The sequence below is a fragment of the Propioniferax innocua genome (assembly GCF_006716235.1).
GTDB lineage: Bacteria > Actinomycetota > Actinomycetes > Propionibacteriales > Propionibacteriaceae > Propioniferax > Propioniferax innocua.
Genome location: NZ_VFOR01000001.1, coordinates 1,044,841 through 1,068,938 on the forward strand (window position 1 = coordinate 1,044,841; position 24,098 = coordinate 1,068,938).

Sequence of the window (24,098 nt, forward strand, 5' to 3'; positions counted from 1 at the left end):
GTCAGCCAACCTTCTTCCCATTCCCGCCGACGGCGGCGGTCTCCGCGGTTTCGGATGTGACGTCATCGGCTGTGTGTTCACAACCGGCGGCTCGTTCATGACCGATGACTCGGGCGAGTTCGTCGGCCAGCTCCCCGAAGCGTCGACGGAACGCCGCATCGGTCTGGTCGGGCGAGGCGATCTTGATGCGCGAGCCACCCTCGGATTCGCTGACCCGCACCCAGATCCGGTGATGCCGGAAGAACATGGTCAGGCAGGTGCCGATGGCAAGCAGCGCGCAGCCGATCCACATGATCGGCGCTCCGGGATCCTTCTTCACGATCATCGTGGTGAACTTCTGCTCCCGATCGAAGCCGATCTCGATTCCGCTGAGTTCCGCCCTCTCCCCAGGATCAAGCACGGCGCGATCCTGCATCGTCTCCGAACCCAACGGGTAGACCTCCACCCGTACCTGGCCCGACTGCAGACCGGGAACACGTTGCCCCGACGCAGCACTGATGACGAAGATCTCCAGCTGCTGTTCTTCGAGGATGTGGACTCCGTACTGCTGTGCCCCGTCATCGGTGGCCCACTGCAGCGGCACTCCTCCCTCGAACAGCGTCTTCCCCGCCTCATCTGTGATGTCCACCACCGCAGCGATACCGAAGGACGCCTGGTGGAAATACACGCCGTCGATGATCAGCGGTTCGTTGACCCGGACATCCTGGCGGGCCACCTCCTCACCGTCCCGCATGAGAGTGAGGTCGCTGACATAGTCGATCGGCGAACCGGTCTCCTGGTCGTAGGCATCGGTGAACGAATCGGCGCGCGCAGTGAGTCCGGTGCCATGCCCCACCTCCTCGGGCACTCCAACGGTCAGGTTGAAGGCCTCCTCACGAAAGCCGGCCACCGAACTGACCGCGAACGCCACCATGATGAGGATGAACGCGGCGTGGGCGGCGACTGTCCCGAAAGGGGCCAAGTGGTTCTGGTCGACGTAGAGCCCGCGGCCCCCACTGCGCTCATCGACGATGACGCGCGTGCGTCGACGCTCCAACAGCCCGCGAGCGGCCTCCATCGCCTCGTCCGGCGGCAGCGGACTCTCCACCGAGGCTCGCATCCGCGCGTGGTCGAAGAACCGTGGCCGCACGTGCGTCTGGGGACGGAAGGCCGCCTTCCACAGCAGCGGGAGACGATGCGTGGTGCAGGCCGCGATACTCAAGGCAAGCAGGGCCATCGTTGCCAGCCATACCGGGGAGCTGAAGATGTGGAATGCGCCCACGAAGTCCAGCACGCCGGTCCATCCGCCGTAGACTCCGCGGGCCTGGTCCAGCCAACCCGCGCGCGCCTCGGCGTCATCGCGCACCCCGGCAGGCATCTGCTGGATCATCACACCCACGAACGACAGCGCGCACATCGCAAGGATCAGGGTCAGCCCGACCCGTTTGTTGTACAGGAATCGATAGAGGCCGCCGAACACCTGGCCGACCGACACATCGAGATCATCTGAGCTCTGTCCCGCCGGACGCACGGCCCTTCTGGAGACACCCTTGTGCATGTCAGCGCTCCTGCTCCTCGAGCCGACCCAGATGATCGGACGCGGTCTTGGCCATGTCGGAGTCGGGATCGAGCTCGATCACCTTCTCCCACGCGGCGCGCAGGGCATCGTGGTCGACAGGCTCACGGGCCAGGTACACGAACCCGAGGTTGTAGTACGAGTGCGGCTGATCGGGGGCAAGCTTCGCCACCTGCTTCCACGTTTTCTCGGCCTCATCCATCTGATCGGTGTTGAACTGGATGACGCCCAAGGCGAGCAGAGCATCGACATTGTCGGGGTCGATCTTGAGGATGCGTTCCTGCCATTTGCGGGATTCCTCCCACTGCCCGGCCGAATGCTGCAGGGAACCAAGTTCGCCCATGGCAGCGATGTCCTTCGGGTTCTCCTCGATCCTCTTCTCGAGCTCGGCGACCTTCTCGGGATCGGCCTCGGTGAATTCACTCATCCCACCGGCAGGGGCCTGACCGGCCGCGCCACCTTCCATCTCCGAGACATCGGGGTGCCCGTCGGGCATCTCCGCAGCGTTGGGGACGCCGGCCTGCGACGGGCCGCCCCACTGCTGAACGATGATGACGATCGCAGCGGCCAAAGCGGCGACGAGCACCTTGTTGATCTGCTTGGCGGTACGGGAGACCGACTCCCCCACCGGTTCGCGCTCTCCCTCGGCCCGGTCAACGGACGCTCGTGTGGCCGACCGCGCCGCCCTGCCGTGCTTCCTGCGTCCACCCCGCCGTGGCCGGCGTCGCGGCATGGGGGCTTCGTCTTCGCTCAGGCTCGTCGGGTCCTCGATGGCTTCGATGCCATCATCTGCGATCTCGGGGGTGGGCTCGGCGTCTCGGGGTTCATCCGCCATGATGCCTCTCCTGGTTTCGGGGGCCTACGGCCCCGGGTCGTCCATGGGTCGATTCCTCAGGCCCCGAGCACCGGGCCGGGGCTCATCGCTGAGCCGCCGACCCGTGCGGGGCCAACATCCCGTGTACTCAGGCATCCCGTGTACTCAGGCATCCCGGTGCACTCAGGGCTGGTTCACCTTGGCCGTGGTGGACACCGGCCCGGCGTCCACATCGACACCGTGCAGGGCAAGTTGTCCCTTCCGTGCGTAATCGGTGGCCTGGTTGAGGATGGTGATCGAGTACTGCGGGGCATGGAAGCCGTGCGAGTTCTCCGAGACCGAGTAGTCGATGATGAACTGCGCCCGACGCTGGTACTCACGCGCCAGCTTCAACTCTTCGTCAGAGCGTCCCTCCTTGACCGCCTCGTCCAGATCTGCGATGAGTGCGTCCAAGGCGTCGAAGCTCATGTCCTTCGACTCCTGCCAGCGGCCGGTGATGGTTCCGACGCGTTCGCGCATCTCGTCCTCGGTGGCGTTGTGGCAGGTCAGGCACGAGCTGTTGATGCCCTCATCGGTCCGCATCGGGTTGGTGACCTGATGCTCGGAGATCTTCGCTGCACCATCCCGCTTGTAGGGCATATGGCAGTCGGCACAGGTGACGCCGTTCTGGGCGTGCGTGCCGTTGCTCCACGTTTCGAACTCGGGGTGCTGGGCCTTAATCACATTGGCGCCGGTCTTCTCGTGTTCGAAGTCACTGAACTCGTGCTCGTCGTAGTAGTCGATGGCGTCATCGACGGTGAGCCCGTTGTCCCAGGGGAAGGTCAACGTCTTGTCCTCGGGGGTCATGTAGTACTCGACGTGGCACTGTGCACACACGAAGGTGCGCATCTCCTGATGGGTCGCATCGGTGTTCACGTCGAAGTCCTTGATGCCCTGGCTCTCCTTGTACTTGGCGATGCCTTCTTCGAAGGCAGGACGCGTGATGCGAAGCTCCATGGTCTCGGGATCGTGGCAGTCGATGCAGCCGATCGGCCCGCCGGCATGCTCGACCGCCTCGCCGTACGGCAGTTTGTTCATCTCGGCCCATCCCTTGGCGTGGTCACCGTCTCCCAGCGAGTCGGTCACCTCCGGCAGGGAGACATGACAGTTCAGGCAGGCTCCGGGCTGCTCGAACTCGGTCATCCGCCTGGTGAGCTGTTGATCCTCGAGCATGTATTCGTGACCGCGGGGACGCCGGTAATCCACCGAGAACGCGTACCCCTTCCACATCGTGACAAGACGCGGGTCCTCCTCGAGCTTGCTCACTGCGATCTCGGTCCGCGGATCGTCCTTGGTGGGCTCGCGGGGCTCGGTCTTGTCCGGGTTCATCTCACTGGTCTTCTTGAAGCCCTCGTACTGCTTCGGGAAGTTCTTGCCCCACACCTCGGAGTCGTACGTCTTCTCATCGAGCGCCACGACCTGGTTGTAGGGCGACTTGGCCTCCTGCTGACGATCGAAGATGTTCGTCAACAGCCACGTCAGCCCGGCCGCACCCACGGCAACGACCACGAGCACCATGACCGGAACCCACCGTGACTTGGGCCCGACCCACAATTTCTGCCCCTTCTCGCCTCGGGGCCTGCTCTCACCGGACTTGTCACTCATCTTCGTCACCTCTTGTGTCCCACGCCGTCGTGGCAGCGGATGCAGGAAACGGCCTCGCCACCCTGAACGGGGCCATGTGTGATGTCGTCGACCATGTTTCCGTGGCAGTGAAGGCAGGAGGCTTCAGTGACGCGGCGGTTGTGGTCGCGGATCTTGATGTTCTCCGGGTAGTCCTGAATCGTGAACTTCAACGAGTGCCAAGCACCGTTCTCGGCCTTGTTGATGTACTTGTGGACCACGTTGTCGTGCGGCGCATGGCAGTCATTGCACGTGGCCACCGCATGGTGCGGACCCTGGGCCCAGCCGTCGTACTGTTCCTGCATCGCATGGCAACTGGCACACGTGGCGGGATCATTGCCGAAGTAGTTGGTGATGCCGGCGTAGTGAAACGTGTAAGCGCCCACTCCGATGATCACCCCCAGCAACGCGGCCAGCGTGATGCCGGTCCAGCCGGTGAACGCATGGGTGAAGTCGTGCCAGACCCTTGCCACCAACCGTTTCATCGCCCACCGCCTCGTGTCCGATCCGGGAGCGGATGTCAGACCTATCCGCTGCCACGTATTTTACAAAGAAAACCTAGGAACTACTACGTCCTACTACGCGACTTTGCTCACGTGACCGCTGACACACAAGGCTTCAACCACATCTGGCGCATCGGCAATCGATCAGCATCCGGCCCCGAGCGCCACCCAAGAAGGGCTGAACGACAACGGCGCCCCGGCAGGTGCCGGGGCGCCGTCATCGCAGACTTGTTTCTGGCCGTCACTCGCTTCTGGCCGCCACTCGCTTCTGGCCGTCAGTTCACCATCACATCGACGCGCTGGAATTCCTTGACCTCGGTGTAACCGGTATTGGCCAGCGTCCGCTTGAGGGCCCCCACCAGATTCATGGTGCCGTCGGCGACGGTCGAAGGCCCCATCATGATCTCCTCGAACGAACCGAGCTGACGGAACTTCACACGTTCACCACGGGGAAGGTCGGCATGCCAGGCCTCCGGGCCCCAGTGCCAGCCATGCCCCGGCGCATCGGTGGCACGCGCCAGAGGCGTCCCCACCATGACCGCGTCGGCACCACACGCAATGGCCTTGGCGATCTGGCCGGATGTACCCAACGAGCCGTCGGCGATCACGTGCACATAACGCCCACCGGACTCATCCATGTAATCCCGACGCGCCTCGGCCAGATCAGTCACCGCCGAGGCCATCGGGACGGCGATCCCGAGCACGTCGCGGGTCGCATGCGTCGCTCCCCCACCGAATCCGACCAGAACCCCGGCCGCACCGGTTCGCATCAAGTGCAGACCCATCTGGTACGTGGCGCAACCGCCGACGATCACCGGGACATCGAGATCATAGATGAACTGCTTCAGATTCAATGGCTCGGCATGACTCGACACGTGCTCAGCCGACACCGTGGTGCCCCGGATCACGAAGAAGTCGACGCCCGCCTTCTCCACGGTCCCAGCGAACTCCTTGGTGTTCTGCGGCGACAGCGAGCCCGCCGCCGGAACCCCGGCCTCACGAATCTGTTTCATCCGCTCGGTTATCAACTCACCCTTGATGGGCTCGGAGTAGATCTGCTGCATCCGACGCGTGGCCTCCACCGGATCATCGATGCCGGCGAGCTCCTCCAGCAGCGGCAACGGATCGGCATACCGCGTCCACAGACCCTCCAGATTGAGCACACCAAGGCCGCCCATCCGGCCCATGGCGATGACCGTGTCGGGGCACATGACCGAATCCATGGGTGCGCCCATGATTGGGAAATCGAACTCCACCGCGTCGATCTTCCAGCGCAGATTGACCTCTTCGAGACCACGGGTGCGCCGCTGCGGCACGATCGTGATGTCGTCGAAGCCGAATCCCCGGTTGGCTCGCTTGCTGCGGCCGATGTCGTACGTCATGTGATTCAGTCCTTGGAGTAGTTCGGTGCTTCCACCGTCATCTGGATGTCATGCGGATGCGATTCACGCAGCCCGGCCGAGGTGATGCGGACGAAACGTCCACGCTCCTGCAGTTGCGCGATGGTGGACGCGCCACTGTAGAACATCGACTGACGCAGGCCTCCAACGAGCTGGTAGGCCACCGCAGCCAAAGGCCCGCGATACGCCACCTGACCCTCGATTCCCTCCGGCACGAGCTTGTCGTCGCTGGTCACATCACCCTGGAAATAACGGTCCTTCGAGTACGAGGCCTTGCGTCCCCGAGCGGCCATGGCCCCCATCGAGCCCATCCCGCGGTACATCTTGTACTGCTTGCCGTTGATGAAGGTGAGCTCACCGGGCGACTCGGTGCAGCCAGCCAGCAGCGAGCCGAGCATCACGGCGTCTGCACCGGCCACGATCGCCTTGGCGATGTCCCCGGAGTACTGCAGGCCGCCGTCGCCGATCACCGGAACCCCATACTGACGCGCCACCGAGGCAGCGTCATGGATGGCGGTCACCTGCGGCACGCCGACACCGGCCACCACACGTGTGGTGCAGATCGAGCCCGGCCCGACGCCGACCTTGATGCCATCGGCACCCGCCTCGCACAGGGCCTTCGCACCGGCGGCGGTGGCGATGTTGCCTCCGATGATGTCGACGTCCTTGCAGGCCGGATCGGCCTTGAGCCGCCGGATCATGTCGGTCACGCCCCGCGAATGGCCGTGAGCGGTGTCCACGACCAGCACGTCCACGCCCGCCTCACACAGGCTCATCGCACGCTCCCACGAGTCGCCGAAGAACCCGACTCCGGCCCCCACGCGCAGACGCCCCTTCGGATCCTTCGACGCCAACGGATACTGATCGGACTTCACGAAGTCCTTGAGCGTGATGAGCCCCTGCAAGCGCCCGTCGGCGTCCACCAGGGGAAGCTTCTCGATCTTGTGCTTCGCCAGCAGCGCCATGGCGTCATCCGGTTTGATGCCGACATGACCGGTGACCAACGGCATCGGCGTCATCACATCGCGCACCAGACGCCGGGGATCGGCCTCGAAACGCATGTCACGGTTGGTGACGATGCCCAGCAGCTTCATGTCGTCGTCCACCACGGGCACGCCCGAGATGCGGAAGTGCCCACACAGCTCATCCACCTCACCGATCGTCTTGTCGGCGGTGATCGTGATCGGCTCGAGGATCATCCCCGCCTCGGACCGTTTGACCTGATCGGCCATCGACGCCTGTTCGTCGATCGAAAGGTTGCGGTGCAGAATGCCCATACCGCCCTCACGGGCCATGGCGACCGCCATGCGCGCCTCGGTCACGGTGTCCATCGCCGCCGAGATCAGGGGCAGACGGACCGAAACGTTCTTCGACAACCGTGTGGTGGTGTCCACCTCGGAGGGGATGACATCGGATTCATTGGGCTGAAGCAGCACATCGTCGAAGGTCAGCCCCAGGTCGGCGAACATGGGCGGCACGCCGAAGGCATTGCGGTCGGGTTCGGTCATGGTGAGGCCTCCACTTCTGGGTCGGTCACTACGGAATCTTCGTCGGTCTTCTCCCGATCGCGTCGGTGACGACCGCTGCGATACAACGCTCGCAGGGCGACGCCGAGGTCGGGGTGGTCAAACACGAATCCCTCGTCTTCCAGAACCCGCGGGACCGCCCGCGTGCTGAACAGGAGTGCCTCGTTGACCAACTCATGCCCCAGGACGCGGCGCACCAGCGGCAAGGGCAACGGCACCCGCGTCGGACGCCGCAGGACGTGGCCGAGCCTCTCGGTGAAATCTTCGTTGGTGACGGGGTTGGGGCTGACGAGGTTGACCGGGCCGACGATGCCGCGCTCCAGCACGCACCTCACCGCACGCACCCAGTCATCACACGAGATCCACGAGATCCACTGCTGACCATCGCCGATGATCCCACCCAGCCCCATGCGGAACAGAGGCGCTTGCTTGCCGAGCACTCCCCCGCGTCGCGTGAGCACCTGACCGGTACGGAGCCACGAGACCTGCAGCCCCTCGGCCTGCGGTGCGGAACCCTCCCACTGTGTCACCAGACCGGCGAGGAAACCACGCCCATTGGCGTCGGACTCATCGACCACCTCATCACCGGTGTTGCCGTAATAGCCGACGGCCGAGGCACTCAACATCGCCGTACAACGCTCCGATTCAGCGGCGTAACGATGCAACGTGGCTGTCGGGCGCACGCGGGATTCCAGCAGCAGGTGCTTACGGGCGGGCGTCAGACGCGCATCCGCCAAGCCGGCCCCCGACAGGTTGATGACCGCGTCGACATCGGCCAGCCCCTGCCCTTCGATGATTCCCCGTGACGGATCCCAGCGTCGCTCCACATAACTCGTCGGGGCACGCCGCACCAGACGCACCACCTCATGCGCCGGTTCGAGCGCACCCACCAGAGCAGAACCGAGCAGACCGGACGCCCCGGAGACGGCGATTCTCATCAGGACTCCTCCTTCATCAGGATCCCTCGGACGCAGCGTCGGCACACGGATTGATCCGCATGTGCCGGGTTCGCGCCAAGAATATCCATCCAAGCCCAGCGCCAAGGAGCCAACCGGGAATGGGCCGCAGCGCGTAGTACTCCAAGCCGCCCTGCACAACCACGAACATGATGCAGGCCGCAATGGCCCACCGCAGGATGCGGTCGGAATAACGCAGGACGCCGAACATGGACCCGCCCCAGATCATGTACCAGGTGTGGAAGCCCGCGCCGGAGAACGCGATGGCGTTGAACGCCCAGACAAGCCAACGGATCGGATGACTGGTGAAATCCTTGTCATTGGCCGCTGCATGCTCGGCGCGCTCGGGGACACGCCGGGGTGCGATGTGATCGGAGAAGAAGAAGTACCAGGCGAACACCGCTGCGGTCAGCAGGGCCACCACGGTGAAGATCTTGGCGATCACCGGAAGCAGGGGGTAGTCGCTGAAAAGCCGGACGAACGGCCCGATGATCTGCTCCACGACGCTTGCCGGTGACATGCCCCAGGTGAGCTCGCCGATGTTCGTGGCATGCCGCCACCCGAACCCGAAGGTGAGCTCCGACATCGCGATGAACGTGGCGGCGGTGATGACCCCCGCTGCGCCGACATACGCGAACATGCGCCAGAAACGTCGAACGAGCGTCAACCGCCCCAGCGTCGGGGCCACTGAGACCAGACCCACCGCGATGAACGCGATCAGGCCCGGCTGCTTGAAGCCGGCCCCGAGTGCGACGAGGACGGACCCCAGCACGAGCCCGGCCTTCCCCCAGCGCGTTGCCGCCAGCATGGCCAGGGTGACAAGAGCGACCATGCCCGCATCGTTGTGGGCACCTCCGATGAAATGGATGACGACCAGCGGGTTGAGGACCCCCACCCACAGGGCCGTACGTGGATCGGCCCCATGGGCACGAGCCAGACGCGGCACCGCCCAGGCCATGACCGCCACGGCCAGCAGCACGGGGATGCGCATCGCGATCACCGACCAGTAGGCATGGAACCCGGTGGCCCATGCGACCACATACTGACTCAGCAGCGCCAACGGCGGATAGACCGCAGTGGTCCCCTTCCAGACCGGATGCACGTTCTCGGCGAACGGTCCGCCCATCTCCGCCAAAGGCGAGTAGTAAGGATGCTCGCCGAGATGGATGATCCATCCCTGATCGGCGTACAGGAAGGCATCGGAGCTGAAGACGGGCGGCACGACGAGCATCGGCAGCGCCCACAGCGTCAGAACTCGCCCAAGACGCAGCGTCGGATCAGCGGCCGGGCGGACCAGCACCCATCCGCGGAACAACAACACCAGGCCGACAGCCATGACAACGCGGCCGACCTGCAGATCGAGGACGACACGCAGCCACCGCAGGGGTGTGCTGCGGTCAAGGATGTCATTCGGAACGAACCCTGGCGTCAATACCGCGATGGAGATCAGGACCGTGCCCAGAAATCCAGAGAGCACACCACGCCGACGCCACCACGGCATGGCCGCAGCGGACGCCGCTGACGCATCGTTGTGTGCCACGCGGCCTCATTTCTGCATCGGACGGTCGGGGTCTGGCGGTCCAAGGGCGATCCATCGCCCCGGACATCGTAGTGCTTTCGCACATGAACCATGCGCCGAGGCAGTAACGACATCACTACGAAGAGACCGCACGAGGCTCGACCTGCGGAGATTGCCGACACACGGCCACCGCGACGCGCGATCCACCTGCCCCTCACGGCATGTCAGGAGCACCACAACCGTGGCGACATGTCAGGAACACCACAACCGTGGCGACAAGGTCAGGAACACCACAACCGTGGCGACAAGGTCAGGAACACCGCGATCGTGGCGACGATCTCCCCCACTCCGATGATCATGGCCCACCGCTTGGCGCGAACTCCCGCCACGGCCGACGCCCGCGCCCGGAGCACGGGAACCATTCCGGCACGGATGGCGAGGAGCACCCAGACCACGATGTGAGCCGCCCCGGTGAACCCCGCCGCGGCAGCGAACGCCGCAGCCATGATGCCGCCGACGTGGTAGAGCACCGACCCGATGAGCCAGGCCCTCGAACCCCGTTCACGAATGTTCGTCTTCACGTAGGGAACGGTGCCGAGGAAGTACGCGGCGAGCAATCCGCTGAGCACCCAGACCCCACCGGAGATCTGCCAAGGAGCATCACCGGTCCCCGCGGTGAAGACAACCGGGGCCATGAGTCCGGCCGCAAGAACGGTGACGGTGTCGTTCACCACGCCGCGGTCACGACGGCATCGGGACTCGTTGATCGCAATGGACACCAAGGGCAGATAGGCGATGGCCCACCAGCACAATTCGGGCGCGGCGACCACGCTCACCAAGACCAGCAGGGCCGTCGCCACACCGAGATTCCGAAGGGGCACGCCATTGCGCCGCCCCTTGGAGGCAAGCCACTGCGTCAAGGAGAAATAGGCGAAATAGCCGACCCACCAGGCAGCCAACAGCGGCAGATGGATCCACGACGCCCCACCGAGAACAATCCCCAACAACGGCGGAGCAGCCACCATCGCCCACGCACCATGCTGGTTCGGAACCCATGACCGACGTTTACCCTTCGCCATGGAAGAATTTTCTCATATTTCAGCAAGAGTTTTTCTGGTCACCACCGAAGGGCCGTTCAACGCAAAAACCAGGGCGAACGGCAAAGGCCCCGGCCGACGCGAACGCGCCGACCGGGGCCTTCACTGATTCCAGTCAGAATCAGACGATTCGCTCAGTCCTCGTCGTCCTGATCCTCGGGCTTGTCCACCACCAGGGTCTCGGTGGTGAGCAGCATGGCCGCGATCGAGGCGGCATTGGTGAGCGCGGAGCGGGTCACCTTCACCGGGTCGATGACGCCGACCTCGATGAGGTTGCCGTACTCCCCGGTGGCCGCGTTGTAGCCCTCACCGGGCTCCATCTCGGCAACACGTGAGGTGATGACGTACCCCTGCTCCCCACCGTTCTCGGCGATCCAACGCAGCGGCTCGACGACCGACCTGGCCACGAGCTTGGCGCCCACGGCCTCGTCACCGGAGAGCTCGAGGGAATCCACGGCCTTGGCGGCGTGAATCAGGGAAGCGCCACCACCGGCGACGATTCCCTCCTCGATGGCCGCACGAGTGGCCGAGACGGCGTCCTCGATACGGTGCTTCTTCTCCTTGAGCTCCACCTCGGTGGCAGCGCCCACACGGATGACACAGACGCCACCGGCGAGCTTCGCGATGCGCTCCTGGAGCTTCTCGCGATCCCAGTCCGAATCGGTCGCCGCAGCCTGATCGTGGAGCTGCTTGACGCGGCCCTCGACGTCGGCGCTGTCACCAGCACCATCGACGATCGTGGTGTTGTCCTTGGTGACGACGACGCGCTTGGCGCGGCCGAGCACCTCCAGACCCACCTGGTCGAGCTTGAGACCGACCTCGGGAGCCACGACCTGACCACCGGTCAGGATCGCGATGTCCTCCAGCATGGCCTTGCGACGATCACCGAAGGCGGGAGCCTTGACGGCAACCGAGGTGAACGTGCCACGGATCTTGTTGACCACGAGCGTCGACAGGGCTTCGCCCTCGACGTCCTCGGCCACGATGAACAGCGACCCCGAAGCGCCGATGACCTTCTCCAACAACGGGAGCAGATCGTTCATCGAGGAGATCTTGCCGCTGTGAATGAGGATGTAGGGATCCTCGAGCACGGCCTCCATACGCTCGGTGTCGGTCACCATGTAGGGCGAGAGGTAGCCCTTGTCGAACTGCATGCCTTCGGTGAAGTCGAGCTCGGTTCCGAAGGTCTGCGATTCGTCGACGGTGATGACGCCGTCCTTGCCGACCTTGTCGAAAGCGTCAGCGATGAGACGACCGATCTCGTCGTCACGCGAGGAGATCGTGGCGACCTTGGACATCTCGTCGGTCGAGTGAACCTCCTTGGCGTTCTCCAGGAGGCGGGCGTTGATGGCCTCGACGGCCTGGTCGATACCGCGCTTGAGTTCGACGGGGTTGGATCCCGACGCCACAGCGCGCAGGCCTTCGTGCACGAGCGCCTGGGCCAGGACTGTGGCGGTCGTGGTCCCGTCACCGGCGATGTCGTTGGTCTTGGTGGCGACCTCCTTGGCGAGCTGCGCGCCAAGGTTCTCGTAGGGATCGTTGCACTCGACCTCACGGGCGACGGTCACGCCGTCGTTCGTGATCGTGGGGGCACCCCACTGCTTGTCGAGCACGACGTAACGGCCCTTGGGGCCGAGGGTCACCTTCACGGTGTTGGCGAGGATGTCGACGCCACGCTCAAGCGAGCGACGCGCCTCCTCGTCGAACTGAAGGATCTTTGGCATGTGTGGGACTCCTCAGAGGATTCGAATGATCACGTGGTGACGTGCGGAACTCAGCGTCACTTGGCGACGTGCAGAACTCAGCGTCACTTTGCGACGTGCGGAACTCAGCGTCACTTTGCGACGACGGCGAGGATGTCACGGGCATTGAGGAGCAGGTACTCCTTGCCGTCGTACTTGACCTCGGTGCCGCCGTACTTGGAGAAGATGACGACGTCATCCTCCTTGACATCCATCTCCACACGCTTGCCGTTGTCGTCGATGCGGCCGGGGCCGGTCGCAACGACCTTGCCCTCCTGCGGCTTCTCCTTCGCGGTGTCCGGGATCACCAGACCCGAAGCGGTGGTCTGCTCGGCCTCGAGCGGCTCCACGAGGACACGGTCCTCGAGCGGCTTGATCGTGACTGCCACGACAAACCCCTTTCTGTTCGTTCACTACGTATGTCAGGTGCCCGTGGCGTCGTCGCGGGTGCCGCCCGAGCGTTGGCACACTCCGTGGTGGAGTGCTAACGCGAATCTAGCCCCTGTTCTGGCACTCGTTCAAGTGGAGTGCCAAATGCGGGTCCTGGCTCCGCTCGACGACCAGAACGCTGGTTCGACCCGTGGTGGGTGTGATGATCAGCGTCGCGGCACCAGGCCCCCTGGGCCGCAACGATTTCCGTAACGCGGCGGGATCGGCGTCCACTCCGCGTTTCTTGATCTCGAGGGTGCCGACCCGGTTCTCCCGAACCCACGCCTTCAGGTCTTTGACCCGGAAGGGCAGCACTTCGCGGACCTCGAACCATGTCAGCCCCGGATGCTCCACGCGCCTCTCGCCGGTGAGGTAGGCGATGTCGGGAGCAATTCGCCCCAACCCGGTGGCAGCGGCCACGGCTCCCAAGGCGCCGGAGCGGATCAGTGCGGGATCAGGCTCAGCGACCCAATCCCCCAAGTCCCGGACGGGGGCATGCATGGCATCGGCGAAGACGCGGGTGGCTCCGGCGTCATCGAGCAGCAACGCCGCGCGGCCGGAGCCCGGACTCAGCAGGACCTCCACCAGGTCGCCGTCATGCTGGATCCATTCGGCCGAGCATCCCTCGGGGATCTCCCGGTGCGGCAACCCCGGGCCGAGCTTGGCCCAGGCCCCACGCTCGAGATGGGAACGCACGAACTCCCACCCAGGAATCAGATCCTCGAGCCGCCATGACCTGCCCCGAGCACCGCGACGTGCCGGATCGAGGAAGACGGTCTCGTCGTCATCCGGGGTGAACGTCGTGGCATCGGCCAAAATCACCTCGGCACGCCCCGGCACGGCACCATCGGCATCGGCATCGGCATCGGCATCGGCATCGGCATCGGCTGAGTCTTCCCACACCCCCACTGCCTCGACCTCTCCAGCCTTCGAGCCCGAAGAATCTGAATTCACAGTCGGCTCATCGACGTTCTGCGATCTGTTGACCGCGAGATTGACCTCGGCGAACACTGCCGTCGCAGGGTCAAGTTCGAGGGCCCGCACGTCGATACCGGCCTGCATCATGGCTCGCGCATCGAGACCAAGACCGCAAGTGAGGTCAGCGACCCTCCGCACACCGGCGTCCCACATCATCTGTGCCCGCACCCGAGCGACCGCCGGCCGGGTGGCCTGTTCGAGCCCGTCCGCGGTCAGGAAAAGCGTCCCCGCATCGGCCCCCAGCTTGCCTCGGGCTCTGCGCCGAAGCGTGACCTGCTCCAACGCCGCCGCCGCGAGTTCCGGGGCGAAATCACGTCGCAGCGCCGTCGCAGCGGCCAGCGAACCGGGATCGGCCTGGCGCTCGGCCAGCTCCAATGCCTTCGCACCCTCGGGCCCCACTAGTCGTCGTGCCAGATCTGCGTCCACCGCCCCAGCATCACATGGAAGTGCAGGGCTTATGGAAGTGCAGGGCGTCGCGTTGCCGCCGATCCAGCCCCACCTCTACGTCCTGCCGAGCAGACACGGCACAACGTCACGCTGGGCCACACCACACCCACACTCACGCCCCACCTCTACGTCCTGCCGAGCAGACACGGCACAACGTCACGCTGGGCCACACCACACCCACACTCACGCCCCACCTCTACGTCCTGCCGGACAGACGCGGCACAACGCAGAGGTGAGGCACAGCCGAAGCGGGCCGTCCGAGCAGGGCGTCGCGTCAGACGAGCACCGTGGAGACAGGAAGGCTGGAGTGAGCCGAGAAGTCAAGGGGCGAGGGCGGCAGGTCGGCTTGCACCACGGCCGAACCGAGAGCTGCGATCATCGCGCCATTGTCGGTGCACAGCCCCGGGCGGGGGCGACGCAGCTCGACGCCGATCTCGCGCAGACGGTCTTCCAGAAGTGTGCGCAGACGCGAGTTCGCCGCCACACCACCACCGAGCACGAAGTGTTCGAGCCCGTCACGTCGGCACAGATCGACGGCCTTCGCGGTGAGCACATCCGCCACCGCTTCTTGGAAGGACGCACACACGTCAGCGACGGGGATCTCGCATCCATCGCGCTCGGCCTTCTCGACCCACCGCGCCACTGCGGTCTTGAGACCGGAGAACGAGTAGTCGAAACGGTGCTTCTCGAGGTCATGGCGGGCGGTGAGCCCCCGCGGGAACCGGATCGCCTTGGGATCGCCCTCGGCAGCCATCCTGTCGATGATCGGCCCACCGGGATACGACAATCCGAGCAGACGTGCGACCTTGTCGTAGGCCTCCCCGGCGGCATCGTCGATGGTCTGGCCGATCATGGTCACATCACGTGCCACATCGTCGACGCGCAGCAGCGATGTGTGGCCCCCCGAAACGAGCAGAGCCCCGGAAGGTCGAGGCAAAGCCCCGTGCTCAACGGTGTCGACGGCGACATGCCCGACCAGATGGTTCACCCCGTAGAGCGGCTTCCCCGTGGCGAGTGCGAGCGTCTTGGCTGCGGAGATACCGACCACGAGGGCGCCCATGAGCCCCGGGCCCGCGGTGACGGCGATGGCGTCCAACTCCGAGACGTCGACATCGGCAGAAGCGAGGGCCCGCTGTAGCGTCGGCGTCATGGCCTCGAGGTGCGCCCGGGCTGCGATCTCGGGGACCACCCCGCCGAACCGCATGTGTTGCTCCATCGACGAAGCCACCTCATGCGCGAGGAGTTCGTGGCCGCGGACGATACCGACCCCGGTCTCGTCACACGAGGTCTCGATCCCCAGGACCAACGGCCCCCGGTCATTGGTTTTCGTCATCGTCATCCTCCTCGGCCAGTTCGAGCCGCAGCACCACGGCGTCCACGCCCGTGCCGTAGTAATCCGTGCGGCGCGCTATCTCGGTGAACCCCGCCCGCGCGTACAGAGCGTGTGCGGCCCGGTTGTCGTGCCGGACCTCCAACAGCATCTCGTCGGCCTCGGCTGAGTTCGCGTCTTCGATCCCGGCCCGGAGCAGCTCCGCACCCACACCGTGTCCACGCATCTCCGGCGCCACGATGATGCGGTTGAGATCCGCCACTCCCCCGATGATCTGCACCGTGATGACCCCCAGGATCCCGCTCGCCCCAGGGCACTCGGCCACCTGCACCCAGCGATTGTCCGCTTCGAGCTCGTGGAACCAGGCATCCCTGCTCCACCGTTCCCTGACGGGGAAGGCTTCTTCGAGAGCGACGATGGCATCAAGGTCATCAGGAGTGGCGAACCGCAGGGATGCTCGCACAAACGGCCTCTCCACGGACTCAAGAGGGAAATCTTCCCTCAACGGTTCGCTGAAGCGGGGGTTTTGCGCGCCCATCAGCGCGTACCCCCGGCCGGAAGCACAAGACCGGGGACGAGCGCCGATTTACGGCGGGTCGGCACCTTCGCATCAGGGTCCCGCAGGTACAAGGCCTGCGGTGGCATGACCGGGAAGTCGCCAGTGGCGAGCACGACCGGATCAAGATGACCCACATGACCTGCGCCCTCGACGACCGGCCCCACATGCGGTCCGGGAACCACATCGGGCACCGAGACAGCAGGCTCGCCGATACGTTCCCCCGCCGCATAACGGGCGTGATACCACTCCCCACGCCGCGCATCGGTGACCACACTGAACTCACCGTCACACGACACCTGCTTGGCGAGCACATCCAACGAGCACACCGCCACCAACTCAGCGCCATGCAGGAACGCCAGTACCTGTGCCGCAGCGATCCCAACCCGAAGCCCAGTGAACGGCCCGGGCCCGATCCCCACCACCACGCGCGTGATCTGGGGCCGACCCGCCTCTTCGAACGCCTCATCCAGCAGCGGGGTCAACTGCTCGACATGGGCGCGAGGGTCTTCGAATCCTCGTGTGGCAAGCACATCGGCGCCGTCACAGACGGCGACACGCACATCCAGCGAGGTGTCCAGCGCGATCGTGACCATGTCAGCCTTCCTCCTGGCTCGGGGTGTTCTCACCCGGGATGTTCTGGCCCGGAGTGTTCTCGCCCGGGGCTTTCTGGTGCTGCTCCACGATTGCCCCACTCGGGAATTCGTGGAGTCCATACCCGCTCGGTGGCGTGAGCCCCAGTGCTTCCTCGAGATCGATTGCCCAGCGATCGCCGTGCCCATCGAGCACCACGATGCGTTCATCGGACTGCGAAGAACGATCGATGACAACCCACAGCCGGTCCTGCGCCAAATGCTCGGCTTTGCCCTCGCCCCACTCGATGAGGAACACCTGCTCGGTCGCACTGCTGGCAAGATCGAGATCATCGAGCTCGTCGGCATCGGCCAACCGGTAGGCATCGACGTGAACGAGGTCGGGACCATCCGGCGCTGCGTGCACATGGGAAAGGACGAACGTCGGTGAAGTGATCGGTGCGGTGATGCCGAGCCCTGCACCGAAGCCCTGCGCGAATGTGGTCTTGCCTGCTCCAAGCTCACCTTCGAGCATGATGAGGTCACCACTGCGCACGATCGCGGCCAGACGCCGGCCGAGACCGCGCATGGCATCGGCATCGGGGACGCGCACGATCACCGGGAGTTTGCGTTCGAGGTGATAGAGCAGGTCGTCGGTACGCACCACGTGATACCCACAGCGCTGCCACCATGCGAGCAACCCAGGGAATTCCCGTCGGACCACCAAGGCACCGGCGCGACATCCCATGCTCGCCGCGATCTGGTCGGCGGCCGGAACCATCGCCGACGCCACACCAGCCTTCTGGAAGTCGGGATGCACCGACACCCGCCGCAGGGACGCACGCCTGCCGTCATCGGTCGCCACCAGGATCACACCCACGATACGGCCTGCGACGCGGGCCACCACTCCACTGCCTTCAGCGATCTCGGCAGCGATCGTGGCCGAGGTCTCGGCCAGCGCCGGAGGTGGTGGGGAAACCGATGCACGCGCGCCGAACGCAGCATGGATGACCCCGACGATGTCGTCGGCGTCTGTTTCGTGCGCACGCTCGATACGCAGGTCCTCGATGTGGGTCACCTGCCAATCCTACCGGGGCGACCCACACCGTTCACCTGTTCAGCCGCGGAACTGACGCCTGCCACCGGAGTGGCTCCGGGGACCGCCACGGCCACCGCGGCCACCGCGGCCACCGTGACCACGGCCACCATGACCGCCACGCCCACGTCCCTTGAAACCACCGGGGCCACGCTTGGGCCCACGCTCGGGTTTACGGGGCGCGATCAGCTTGAGGTAGTCGGTCTCGAGGATCGGCTCGGCGTGCGGGGCACGAGCACCGGTCATCTCGGCGAGCGCCTCATCGGTCGGGTGGGTTCGCATCGGTTCCACCTTGATCCCGGCGTCACGCAGCAGCCGATCGGTCTGGCGACGCTGATGCGGCAGCACGATCGTGGCCACCACACCGGCGTTGCCGGCGCGCGCGGTTCGACCCGCACGGTGCAGGTAATCCTTCGGCCCCATGGGCGGATCAACCTGCAGCACCAGTGACACGTCATCGACGTGGATACCGCGGGCGGCCACATCGGTGGCGACCAGCACCGGCACGCTTCCCTCACGGAACGCCAACAGCACGCGGCTGCGGGCTCCCTGCGTCAGACCACCATGCAGGGCGCCGGCCATCACACCGGCCTCCCGCAACTGACCGGCGACACGATCGGCTCCGCGCTGAGTCCGGACGAACACAACGGTGCGGCCCTCACGGTTGCAGATCGCCGCAGTGGCGGCGTTCTTGTCATGCGGCAGCAGGTGCAGCACGGCATGGGTCATGGTCGTGACCGACGCCTGGGCTGAATCGACCTCATGGGTGAGCGGATCGTTGAGGTACTTCTTCACGACCTTGTCGACGCCGCGGTCCAAGGTCGCCGAGAACAGCAGCCGCTGGCCACCGGCGGGAGTGGCGTCGAGGAGGGTCGTGACATCGGGAAGGAAGCCGAGGTCGGCCATGTGGTCAGCCTCATCCAGCACGGTGATCTCGGCCTCGGTGAGGTCGGCGGCGTCCTGCTTCATGAGGTCGATGAGACGGCCGGGGGTGGCCACCACGATGTCGACACCGGAGCGGAAGGCCTTGATCTGCGGCCCATAGGCCATGCCACCGGCAACCAAGATGACCTCGAGACCGGCAGCCCGGGCCAGCGGGGCCACCACATCGGCCACCTGGAGGGCGAGCTCACGCGTCGGCACCAAGATGAGCCCGCGCGGCGAACGGCCACGACGCGCAGTCGCGGTGGTGTCCTCCATGAGTCGAGCCACGAGCGGGAGCCCGAAACCGAGCGTCTTGCCCGAGCCCGTGCGTCCACGGCCGAGGATGTCCCGACCCCGGAGCGCATCGGGAATCGTCGCCTCCTGGATGGGGAACGGATGCTCGATGCCACGAGCCGACAGCTCCGCAGCCAACACCGCAGGCACCCCGAGTTCAGTGAAGGTCGTCTCGGTGGTGGCCGCTGTCGTCGCCGGATTGACGTGATGCGAGGGCTCGGCGGTGTCCGGCGACCACGCCATCACGTCTGCCCCGTCGTCGAAAGCCTCCTGGCTGTCGAACGAACGGGCGTCCTCGAACGGACGCCCGCCACGTGACTCGCGACGGTCGTCCCGGTCACGGCGCGGGCCGCGATCGCTGCGGTTGCCCCATTCACGCTTGCCGCGATCATCACGGCCGCGACCGTCACGACCACGATCGCCCCACTCACGCCGCGGGCCACGGTCGTCACGAGACCGGTCGTCACGAGACCGATCACCGCCGAATCGATCGCCCTTCACGTGACGGTCACGTGATTCACGGCGTTCGTCGCTCCAGCGATCCTTGGGCCCACGGCCACCCTTGTCACCGGCGGTCCTGTATCCCGACTTCTTGTATCCGGCCTGCTTGTATCTCCCCTGTTTTCCGCCGGTCTCCCTGCGTTCTGGTGAGTTACGACGCTCGTCCGAGCGCGGTGCGCTGCGATCTTCTGCTCCGTCGACGCCCCATCGCATGTTCTGGGGACGCTCGTCGGCACTGCGACCAGAGCTACGGCGGGGTGGACGCCCCTGCTGTTTGCGCTGTGACGCATTCCATCGCTTCTTCGGTGTGCCGTCAGCCTTGAAACTCTTGGGACCACGCCCACCGGGCTTGGGGGTGGACGGGCGCTTCGCTCCAGACGCCGATGGGCGTCCGCTGTGGGTCGTGTTCTTCTTGCGTGGCCTGCTTGCGTATGCCATCTGACTCAACTTTCGGGCCCATGGGCCCCTCGCAGGCGCGTCACCGATGTCGGATCTGACCGACAGGCGGAATCGACGGCTCCACAGCACGAAATGCTCAAAATGAACCGGTGATCCGGAGAGGGGGGTGAACGATGACGAACCTCAACGCCCCCGATCGTGGGGGCTCGGCCCGAACTGCACTTCGCAGCCGGGAACTCGACAAGCCTACCTCATGCGGCCACGTTCCCCAGCCAGGTATTCATCGAGAAGCCGGAGAAGCATCCGTCGACCACTTTTCGTAACCCTGCGTTGTCCAACACGTTGCCTCCGTGGAACATGCCCGTCGACTTGATGGGTAAGTTGGATGACGTGCGTGTAGCGGTCGTGACGGAATCCTTCCTCCCGCAGATCAATGGGGTCACCCATTCGGTCATGCGGGTCCTCGAACATCTGCAGCGAGAGGGGCATGACGCGCTGGTCATCGCGCCGTCCCACTCGCAGGGTGTGCCCAAGGAATACGTGGGTTTCCCCGTCATCACCATGCCGTCCTTCGCGCTTCCCGGTTACGCCGATGTGCGCGTCGGAACCACTGGCCAGTGGCGCTTCGAGCGGATCTTCTCCAACTTCCAGCCCGACGTGGTGCACCTCGCGGCCCCCTTCACCATCGGTGAGCGAGCCGGCGTCGCCGCCGACCGACTCGGCCTGCCCAGCGTCGCGATCTACCAGACCGAGGTGCCTTCCTACGCGGCCCGCTATGGCGTCCCGCAGGCGACCCCGCTGTTGTGGAAGTGGATCCGCAACATCCACCAGCTCGCCACGATGACGCTGGCCCCTTCCACGTACGCCCGCAAACAACTCGTCGATCTGGGGGTCCAGCGCGTCGGGCTGTGGGGCCGCGGCGTCGACTCGACACGGTTCCACCCCGACAAACGTTCGGAGGAGTTCCGCGCCGAACATGCCCCCAACGGCGAGAGGCTCATCGGGTATGTGGGACGCCTGGCCACCGAGAAGCAGGTGGATGACCTCGAAGTGCTCGCCGACCTTCCCGGAACCCGCACCGTCATCATCGGCAAGGGCCCCCGCCGCGAGGAACTCGAACGGATCCTGCCCCACGCGGTGTTCCTCGGCCAGCAAACCGGCGAGGACCTGCCCATCGCACTCGCGAGTTGTGATGTCTTCGTCCATCCAGGCGAGCTTGAAACGTTCTGTCAGTCCATACAGGAAGCGCTCGCATCGGGGGTTCCCGCCGTCGCACCCGCCCGCGGCGGCCCGATCGACCTGATCGACCCCTCCCACACCGGCTGGCTCTACGCCCCCGGTGACCTCGCAGGCATGCGTGGTTTCGTCCGCGACCTCCTGGGTGACGATCGCAAGCGCGCCACGTTCTCACGTCGTGCCCGCGAAGCGGTCGAGCACCGCACATGGGAGTTCATGTGCTCGCAGCTCGTGGACTACTACGAAGAGGCGATCGAGGCCAACAACGTCATCCGCGTCGCCTGACGCCACCGGGCAAACCTGCCCTGTTCCTTCGTCCCTGCCTTCGGTGAGTGTGTCTTCAGCGGGCGCGTTCGGCGCGGACGATCAAGGAATCCAACAAGTCATTGACCGGTTCAGGGTTGCCGATGAAGTGCATATGCCCCTGCTTCGGATCGATCCACGACTCCGCGCCGGGCAACCGTTCGATGACAGCGTGTGTGTGTCGGACGGGAAGGATCTGATCACGTCTCCCCCCGACGACCATGGATTCGACGCACTGGATCGCCTCCAGCCCGGCGCGTCCATCGAAATCAGCAAACGCCGGGTAGAAGTCCCCCATGACCTTCAGCGGCGTCGCCCCGATCATCTGAACCATGAATTCCACCAGCTGGGGCGGCACTTCTGAGCCGTAGGCCATGCGTCGGGTGACCACATAGCCCACATCGGTCCCGACGCGTCGCGCCCGATCCCACAAGTGGGGGGCCCGGTTGATCGCGGCGATGGCATGGGGCGCGAGTGCGGTGAAGACCGGACCGGGCAGCCCGGGCACGACCGACAGGTTCGACAGGTCCCCCGCCGAGGTTGCGACAAGGCCAACTCCCCGGACCTTGCGTTCAAACTCCTCGGGGAAGATCCTCGCAAAATCCATGATCGTCATACCACCCATGGAGTGCCCCACGAGGATGACCTTCTCGTCCGGGTCCGTCGTCGCCTCAAGGACCGCGTGGAGGTCGCGGGCGAGCTGGTCGACGCGGCAGCTGTCGGCGTCGGCGAGGTCGGAATCACCGTGCCCGCGTTGGTCGTAGACCACCACACGTCGCCGCCCCCGCACCGCCTGGCGCTGGTGATACCAGCAGTGGCGGCTGAGCACATACCCGTGGACGAACACCACGGTCAGCGCATCCTCCGGCGCTTCAGGAGCTTCATCCACCTCCGCGTGCAGCCGGGTGCCGTCGTCGGAGGTCACCGGCACCGGGTCTCCGGTCAGGGAGAAGTACTCCGACGCATCGCGCACGCTGGGGCGAAGCCGTCGTCGGATGATCTGACGCTCGAGCTCGAACCCGGTGGCGATGGCGCCGACCGTCGCCGCCGCGATGCCGGCGATCAGTCCGGCGGTGCGTGCCTCCCGTCGTTGCAGCCCGTTACTCATCGCCGTCCTCCAGCACCCGTGGCACCCGTCCGCCGATACGCGAGACGATCTCGTAGCCGATGGTGTCGCAGCCCTCGGCCCAGTCCTCCGCGCGTGGACCGTCGACCGCTCCGAAGAGCGTCACCTCATCCCCGACGGCATCGGGAGCATCCGGCCCCAGGTCGATCATGAACTGGTCCATGCAGACGCGGCCCACGATCGGCACCGTGCGGTTGCCGACACGGACCTTCACCCTGCCCGACGCCGCCCGCAGAATCCCGTCGGCGTAACCGAGGGGGACGAGTCCGAGGGTCGTGTCGTGGGGCGCGATCCAGGAATGTCCGTAGGAGACGCCGTCCCCCTCGTTGACATGGCGGACCGCCGCGAGCTGCGCGCGCAGACGCATCGCCGGCAGGAGTTCCACCCCAGCGCGGGTCGCACACCCGTCACCGGGATCGATCCCGTACATGGCGATGCCCAGACGCACCGCGTCGTGGTGGAGTTCGGGGTGGCCGAGGGCAGCGGCGGAGTTGGCCAGGTGGACGATCTCGGGTTCGAGGCCCACCGAACGGGCGTGGGCGACGGCGTCGGCGAAGGCGTCGGCCTGCTTCTGTGTGGCGGGGTGGTCCGGCTCGTCGGCGGTGGCGAGATGTGACCAGATGCCGGTGATCTTCACCGCGCCGGTCTGCTCACATTCGAGGGCGGCGCGGCACAGGTGGTCCCACTCGGCGGGGTCGGAACCGGCGCGGCGCATCCCCGAGTCGAGTTCGAGTTGGACGCGGGCGGTCTTCTCACAGGCCGCGGCTGCCATGAGGGCACTGGAGAGTTGGTCGACGGTTCCGGCGGTCACGTCGATCCCGTCGGCGACCGCCGGTTCGTAGTCCTCCTCGGGTCCGTGGAGCCACGAGAGGATGGGGCCGGTGTCCCCGGCCTCGCGCAGCACGAGCGCTTCACCGATGGTGGCGATGCCGAGCCAGGGGGCGCCGGCCTCCCGTGCGACACGTGCGCAGGTCACGGCACCATGGCCGTATCCGTCCGCCTTGACCACGGCCATGACCTGCGCCGGTGCCACGTGGTGCGCGATGGCATCGATGTTGTGGCGCAGGGCGTCGGTGTCGATCGTGGCCGACGCGGTGCGGGGGTCGATCATGGAATGAGTGGTCACGCCCACA

Annotated in this window: 20 protein-coding genes; 1 reads left to right on the plus strand and 19 read right to left on the minus strand. The window is 65.5% G+C overall.

Annotated features, from left to right (window positions below; all coding sequences use genetic code 11):
• Nucleotide 1: 1 nt before the first annotated feature.
• The 17 genes from FB460_RS04885 to FB460_RS04965 form a co-directional block, all read right to left on the minus strand.
• Nucleotides 2-1,537 (minus strand): cytochrome c biogenesis ResB family protein, encoded by a 1,536-nt coding sequence (locus FB460_RS04885; RefSeq protein WP_142092934.1) that lies wholly within the window; start codon nt 1,535-1,537, stop codon nt 2-4.
• 1 nt (nt 1,538) lies between these two features.
• Nucleotides 1,539-2,390: a tetratricopeptide repeat protein gene (locus tag FB460_RS04890; protein ID WP_142092935.1), complete on the minus strand. Its 852-nt coding sequence runs from the start codon at nt 2,388-2,390 to the stop codon at nt 1,539-1,541.
• 162 nt (nt 2,391-2,552) lie between these two features.
• Nucleotides 2,553-4,013 (minus strand): ammonia-forming cytochrome c nitrite reductase subunit c552, encoded by a 1,461-nt coding sequence (locus FB460_RS04895; protein WP_142092936.1) that lies wholly within the window; start codon nt 4,011-4,013, stop codon nt 2,553-2,555.
• A 5-nt stretch (nt 4,014-4,018) separates the two neighbouring features.
• The gene (gene nrfH, locus FB460_RS04900; protein ID WP_142092937.1) at nt 4,019-4,516 is read right to left on the minus strand and encodes a cytochrome c nitrite reductase small subunit; all 498 of its coding nucleotides are present in this window, start codon (nt 4,514-4,516) and stop codon (nt 4,019-4,021) included.
• A 293-nt stretch (nt 4,517-4,809) separates the two neighbouring features.
• Nucleotides 4,810-5,916 carry a GuaB3 family IMP dehydrogenase-related protein gene (locus FB460_RS04905; RefSeq protein WP_142092938.1) on the minus strand — a complete coding sequence of 369 codons (1,107 nt, stop codon included), beginning with the start codon at nt 5,914-5,916 and terminating at the stop codon, nt 4,810-4,812.
• 5 nt (nt 5,917-5,921) lie between these two features.
• Nucleotides 5,922-7,442 (minus strand): IMP dehydrogenase, encoded by a 1,521-nt coding sequence (gene guaB, locus FB460_RS04910; RefSeq protein ID WP_425466961.1) that lies wholly within the window; start codon nt 7,440-7,442, stop codon nt 5,922-5,924.
• Nucleotides 7,439-8,398 (minus strand): TIGR01777 family oxidoreductase, encoded by a 960-nt coding sequence (locus FB460_RS04915; protein ID WP_142092939.1) that lies wholly within the window; start codon nt 8,396-8,398, stop codon nt 7,439-7,441. The genes guaB and FB460_RS04915 overlap by 4 nt, the downstream gene beginning before the upstream one ends.
• 16 nt (nt 8,399-8,414) lie before the next feature.
• The gene (gene mptB / locus FB460_RS04920) at nt 8,415-9,956 is read right to left on the minus strand and encodes a polyprenol phosphomannose-dependent alpha 1,6 mannosyltransferase MptB (protein WP_142092940.1); all 1,542 of its coding nucleotides are present in this window, start codon (nt 9,954-9,956) and stop codon (nt 8,415-8,417) included.
• Between the two features lie 260 nt (nt 9,957-10,216).
• Entirely contained in the window at nt 10,217-11,014 is a 798-nt protein-coding gene (locus FB460_RS04925) for a YwiC-like family protein (protein ID WP_142092941.1), read from the minus strand.
• A gap of 152 nt (nt 11,015-11,166) precedes the next feature.
• A complete protein-coding gene (gene groL, locus FB460_RS04930; protein WP_142092942.1) occupies nt 11,167-12,756 on the minus strand; it encodes a chaperonin GroEL in 1,590 nt (529 codons plus the stop codon).
• Nucleotides 12,757-12,866: 110 nt separating this feature from the next.
• Complete coding sequence (groES, locus tag FB460_RS04935) at nt 12,867-13,163, minus strand: co-chaperone GroES (RefSeq protein ID WP_142092943.1); 297 nt, start codon at nt 13,161-13,163, stop codon at nt 12,867-12,869.
• A 106-nt stretch (nt 13,164-13,269) separates the two neighbouring features.
• Nucleotides 13,270-14,607, minus strand: coding sequence for a THUMP-like domain-containing protein (locus FB460_RS04940; protein WP_142092944.1), 1,338 nt, complete (start codon nt 14,605-14,607; stop codon nt 13,270-13,272).
• Between the two features lie 295 nt (nt 14,608-14,902).
• Complete coding sequence (gene tsaD / locus FB460_RS04945; RefSeq protein WP_142092945.1) at nt 14,903-15,961, minus strand: tRNA (adenosine(37)-N6)-threonylcarbamoyltransferase complex transferase subunit TsaD; 1,059 nt, start codon at nt 15,959-15,961, stop codon at nt 14,903-14,905.
• Nucleotides 15,945-16,421, minus strand: a complete 477-nt coding sequence (locus tag FB460_RS04950) for a GNAT family N-acetyltransferase (RefSeq protein WP_170209949.1) — start codon at nt 16,419-16,421, stop codon at nt 15,945-15,947. The genes tsaD and FB460_RS04950 overlap by 17 nt, the downstream gene beginning before the upstream one ends.
• Before the next feature lie 74 nt (nt 16,422-16,495).
• On the minus strand, nt 16,496-17,110 hold the full coding sequence (gene tsaB, locus FB460_RS04955) for a tRNA (adenosine(37)-N6)-threonylcarbamoyltransferase complex dimerization subunit type 1 TsaB (RefSeq protein WP_142092947.1): 615 nt from the start codon (nt 17,108-17,110) through the stop codon (nt 16,496-16,498).
• A gap of 1 nt (nt 17,111) precedes the next feature.
• Entirely contained in the window at nt 17,112-18,164 is a 1,053-nt protein-coding gene (tsaE, locus tag FB460_RS04960; RefSeq protein ID WP_246044246.1) for a tRNA (adenosine(37)-N6)-threonylcarbamoyltransferase complex ATPase subunit type 1 TsaE, read from the minus strand.
• 39 nt (nt 18,165-18,203) lie between these two features.
• Nucleotides 18,204-20,339, minus strand: coding sequence for a DEAD/DEAH box helicase (locus FB460_RS04965; protein ID WP_142092948.1), 2,136 nt, complete (start codon nt 20,337-20,339; stop codon nt 18,204-18,206).
• Between the two features lie 351 nt (nt 20,340-20,690).
• Between FB460_RS04965 and FB460_RS04970 the strand changes: the two genes are divergently transcribed.
• Entirely contained in the window at nt 20,691-21,821 is a 1,131-nt protein-coding gene (locus tag FB460_RS04970) for a glycosyltransferase family 4 protein (protein WP_142093376.1), read from the plus strand.
• Between the two features lie 55 nt (nt 21,822-21,876).
• Here FB460_RS04970 and FB460_RS04975 read toward each other — a convergent pair whose 3' ends face one another.
• Nucleotides 21,877-22,947 carry an alpha/beta fold hydrolase gene (locus FB460_RS04975; RefSeq protein ID WP_142092949.1) on the minus strand — a complete coding sequence of 357 codons (1,071 nt, stop codon included), beginning with the start codon at nt 22,945-22,947 and terminating at the stop codon, nt 21,877-21,879.
• Nucleotides 22,940-24,091, minus strand: a complete 1,152-nt coding sequence (gene alr / locus FB460_RS04980) for an alanine racemase (protein WP_246044247.1) — start codon at nt 24,089-24,091, stop codon at nt 22,940-22,942. Before alr ends, FB460_RS04975 begins: the two co-directional genes overlap by 8 nt.
• Between the last annotated feature and the right edge of the window lie 7 nt (nt 24,092-24,098).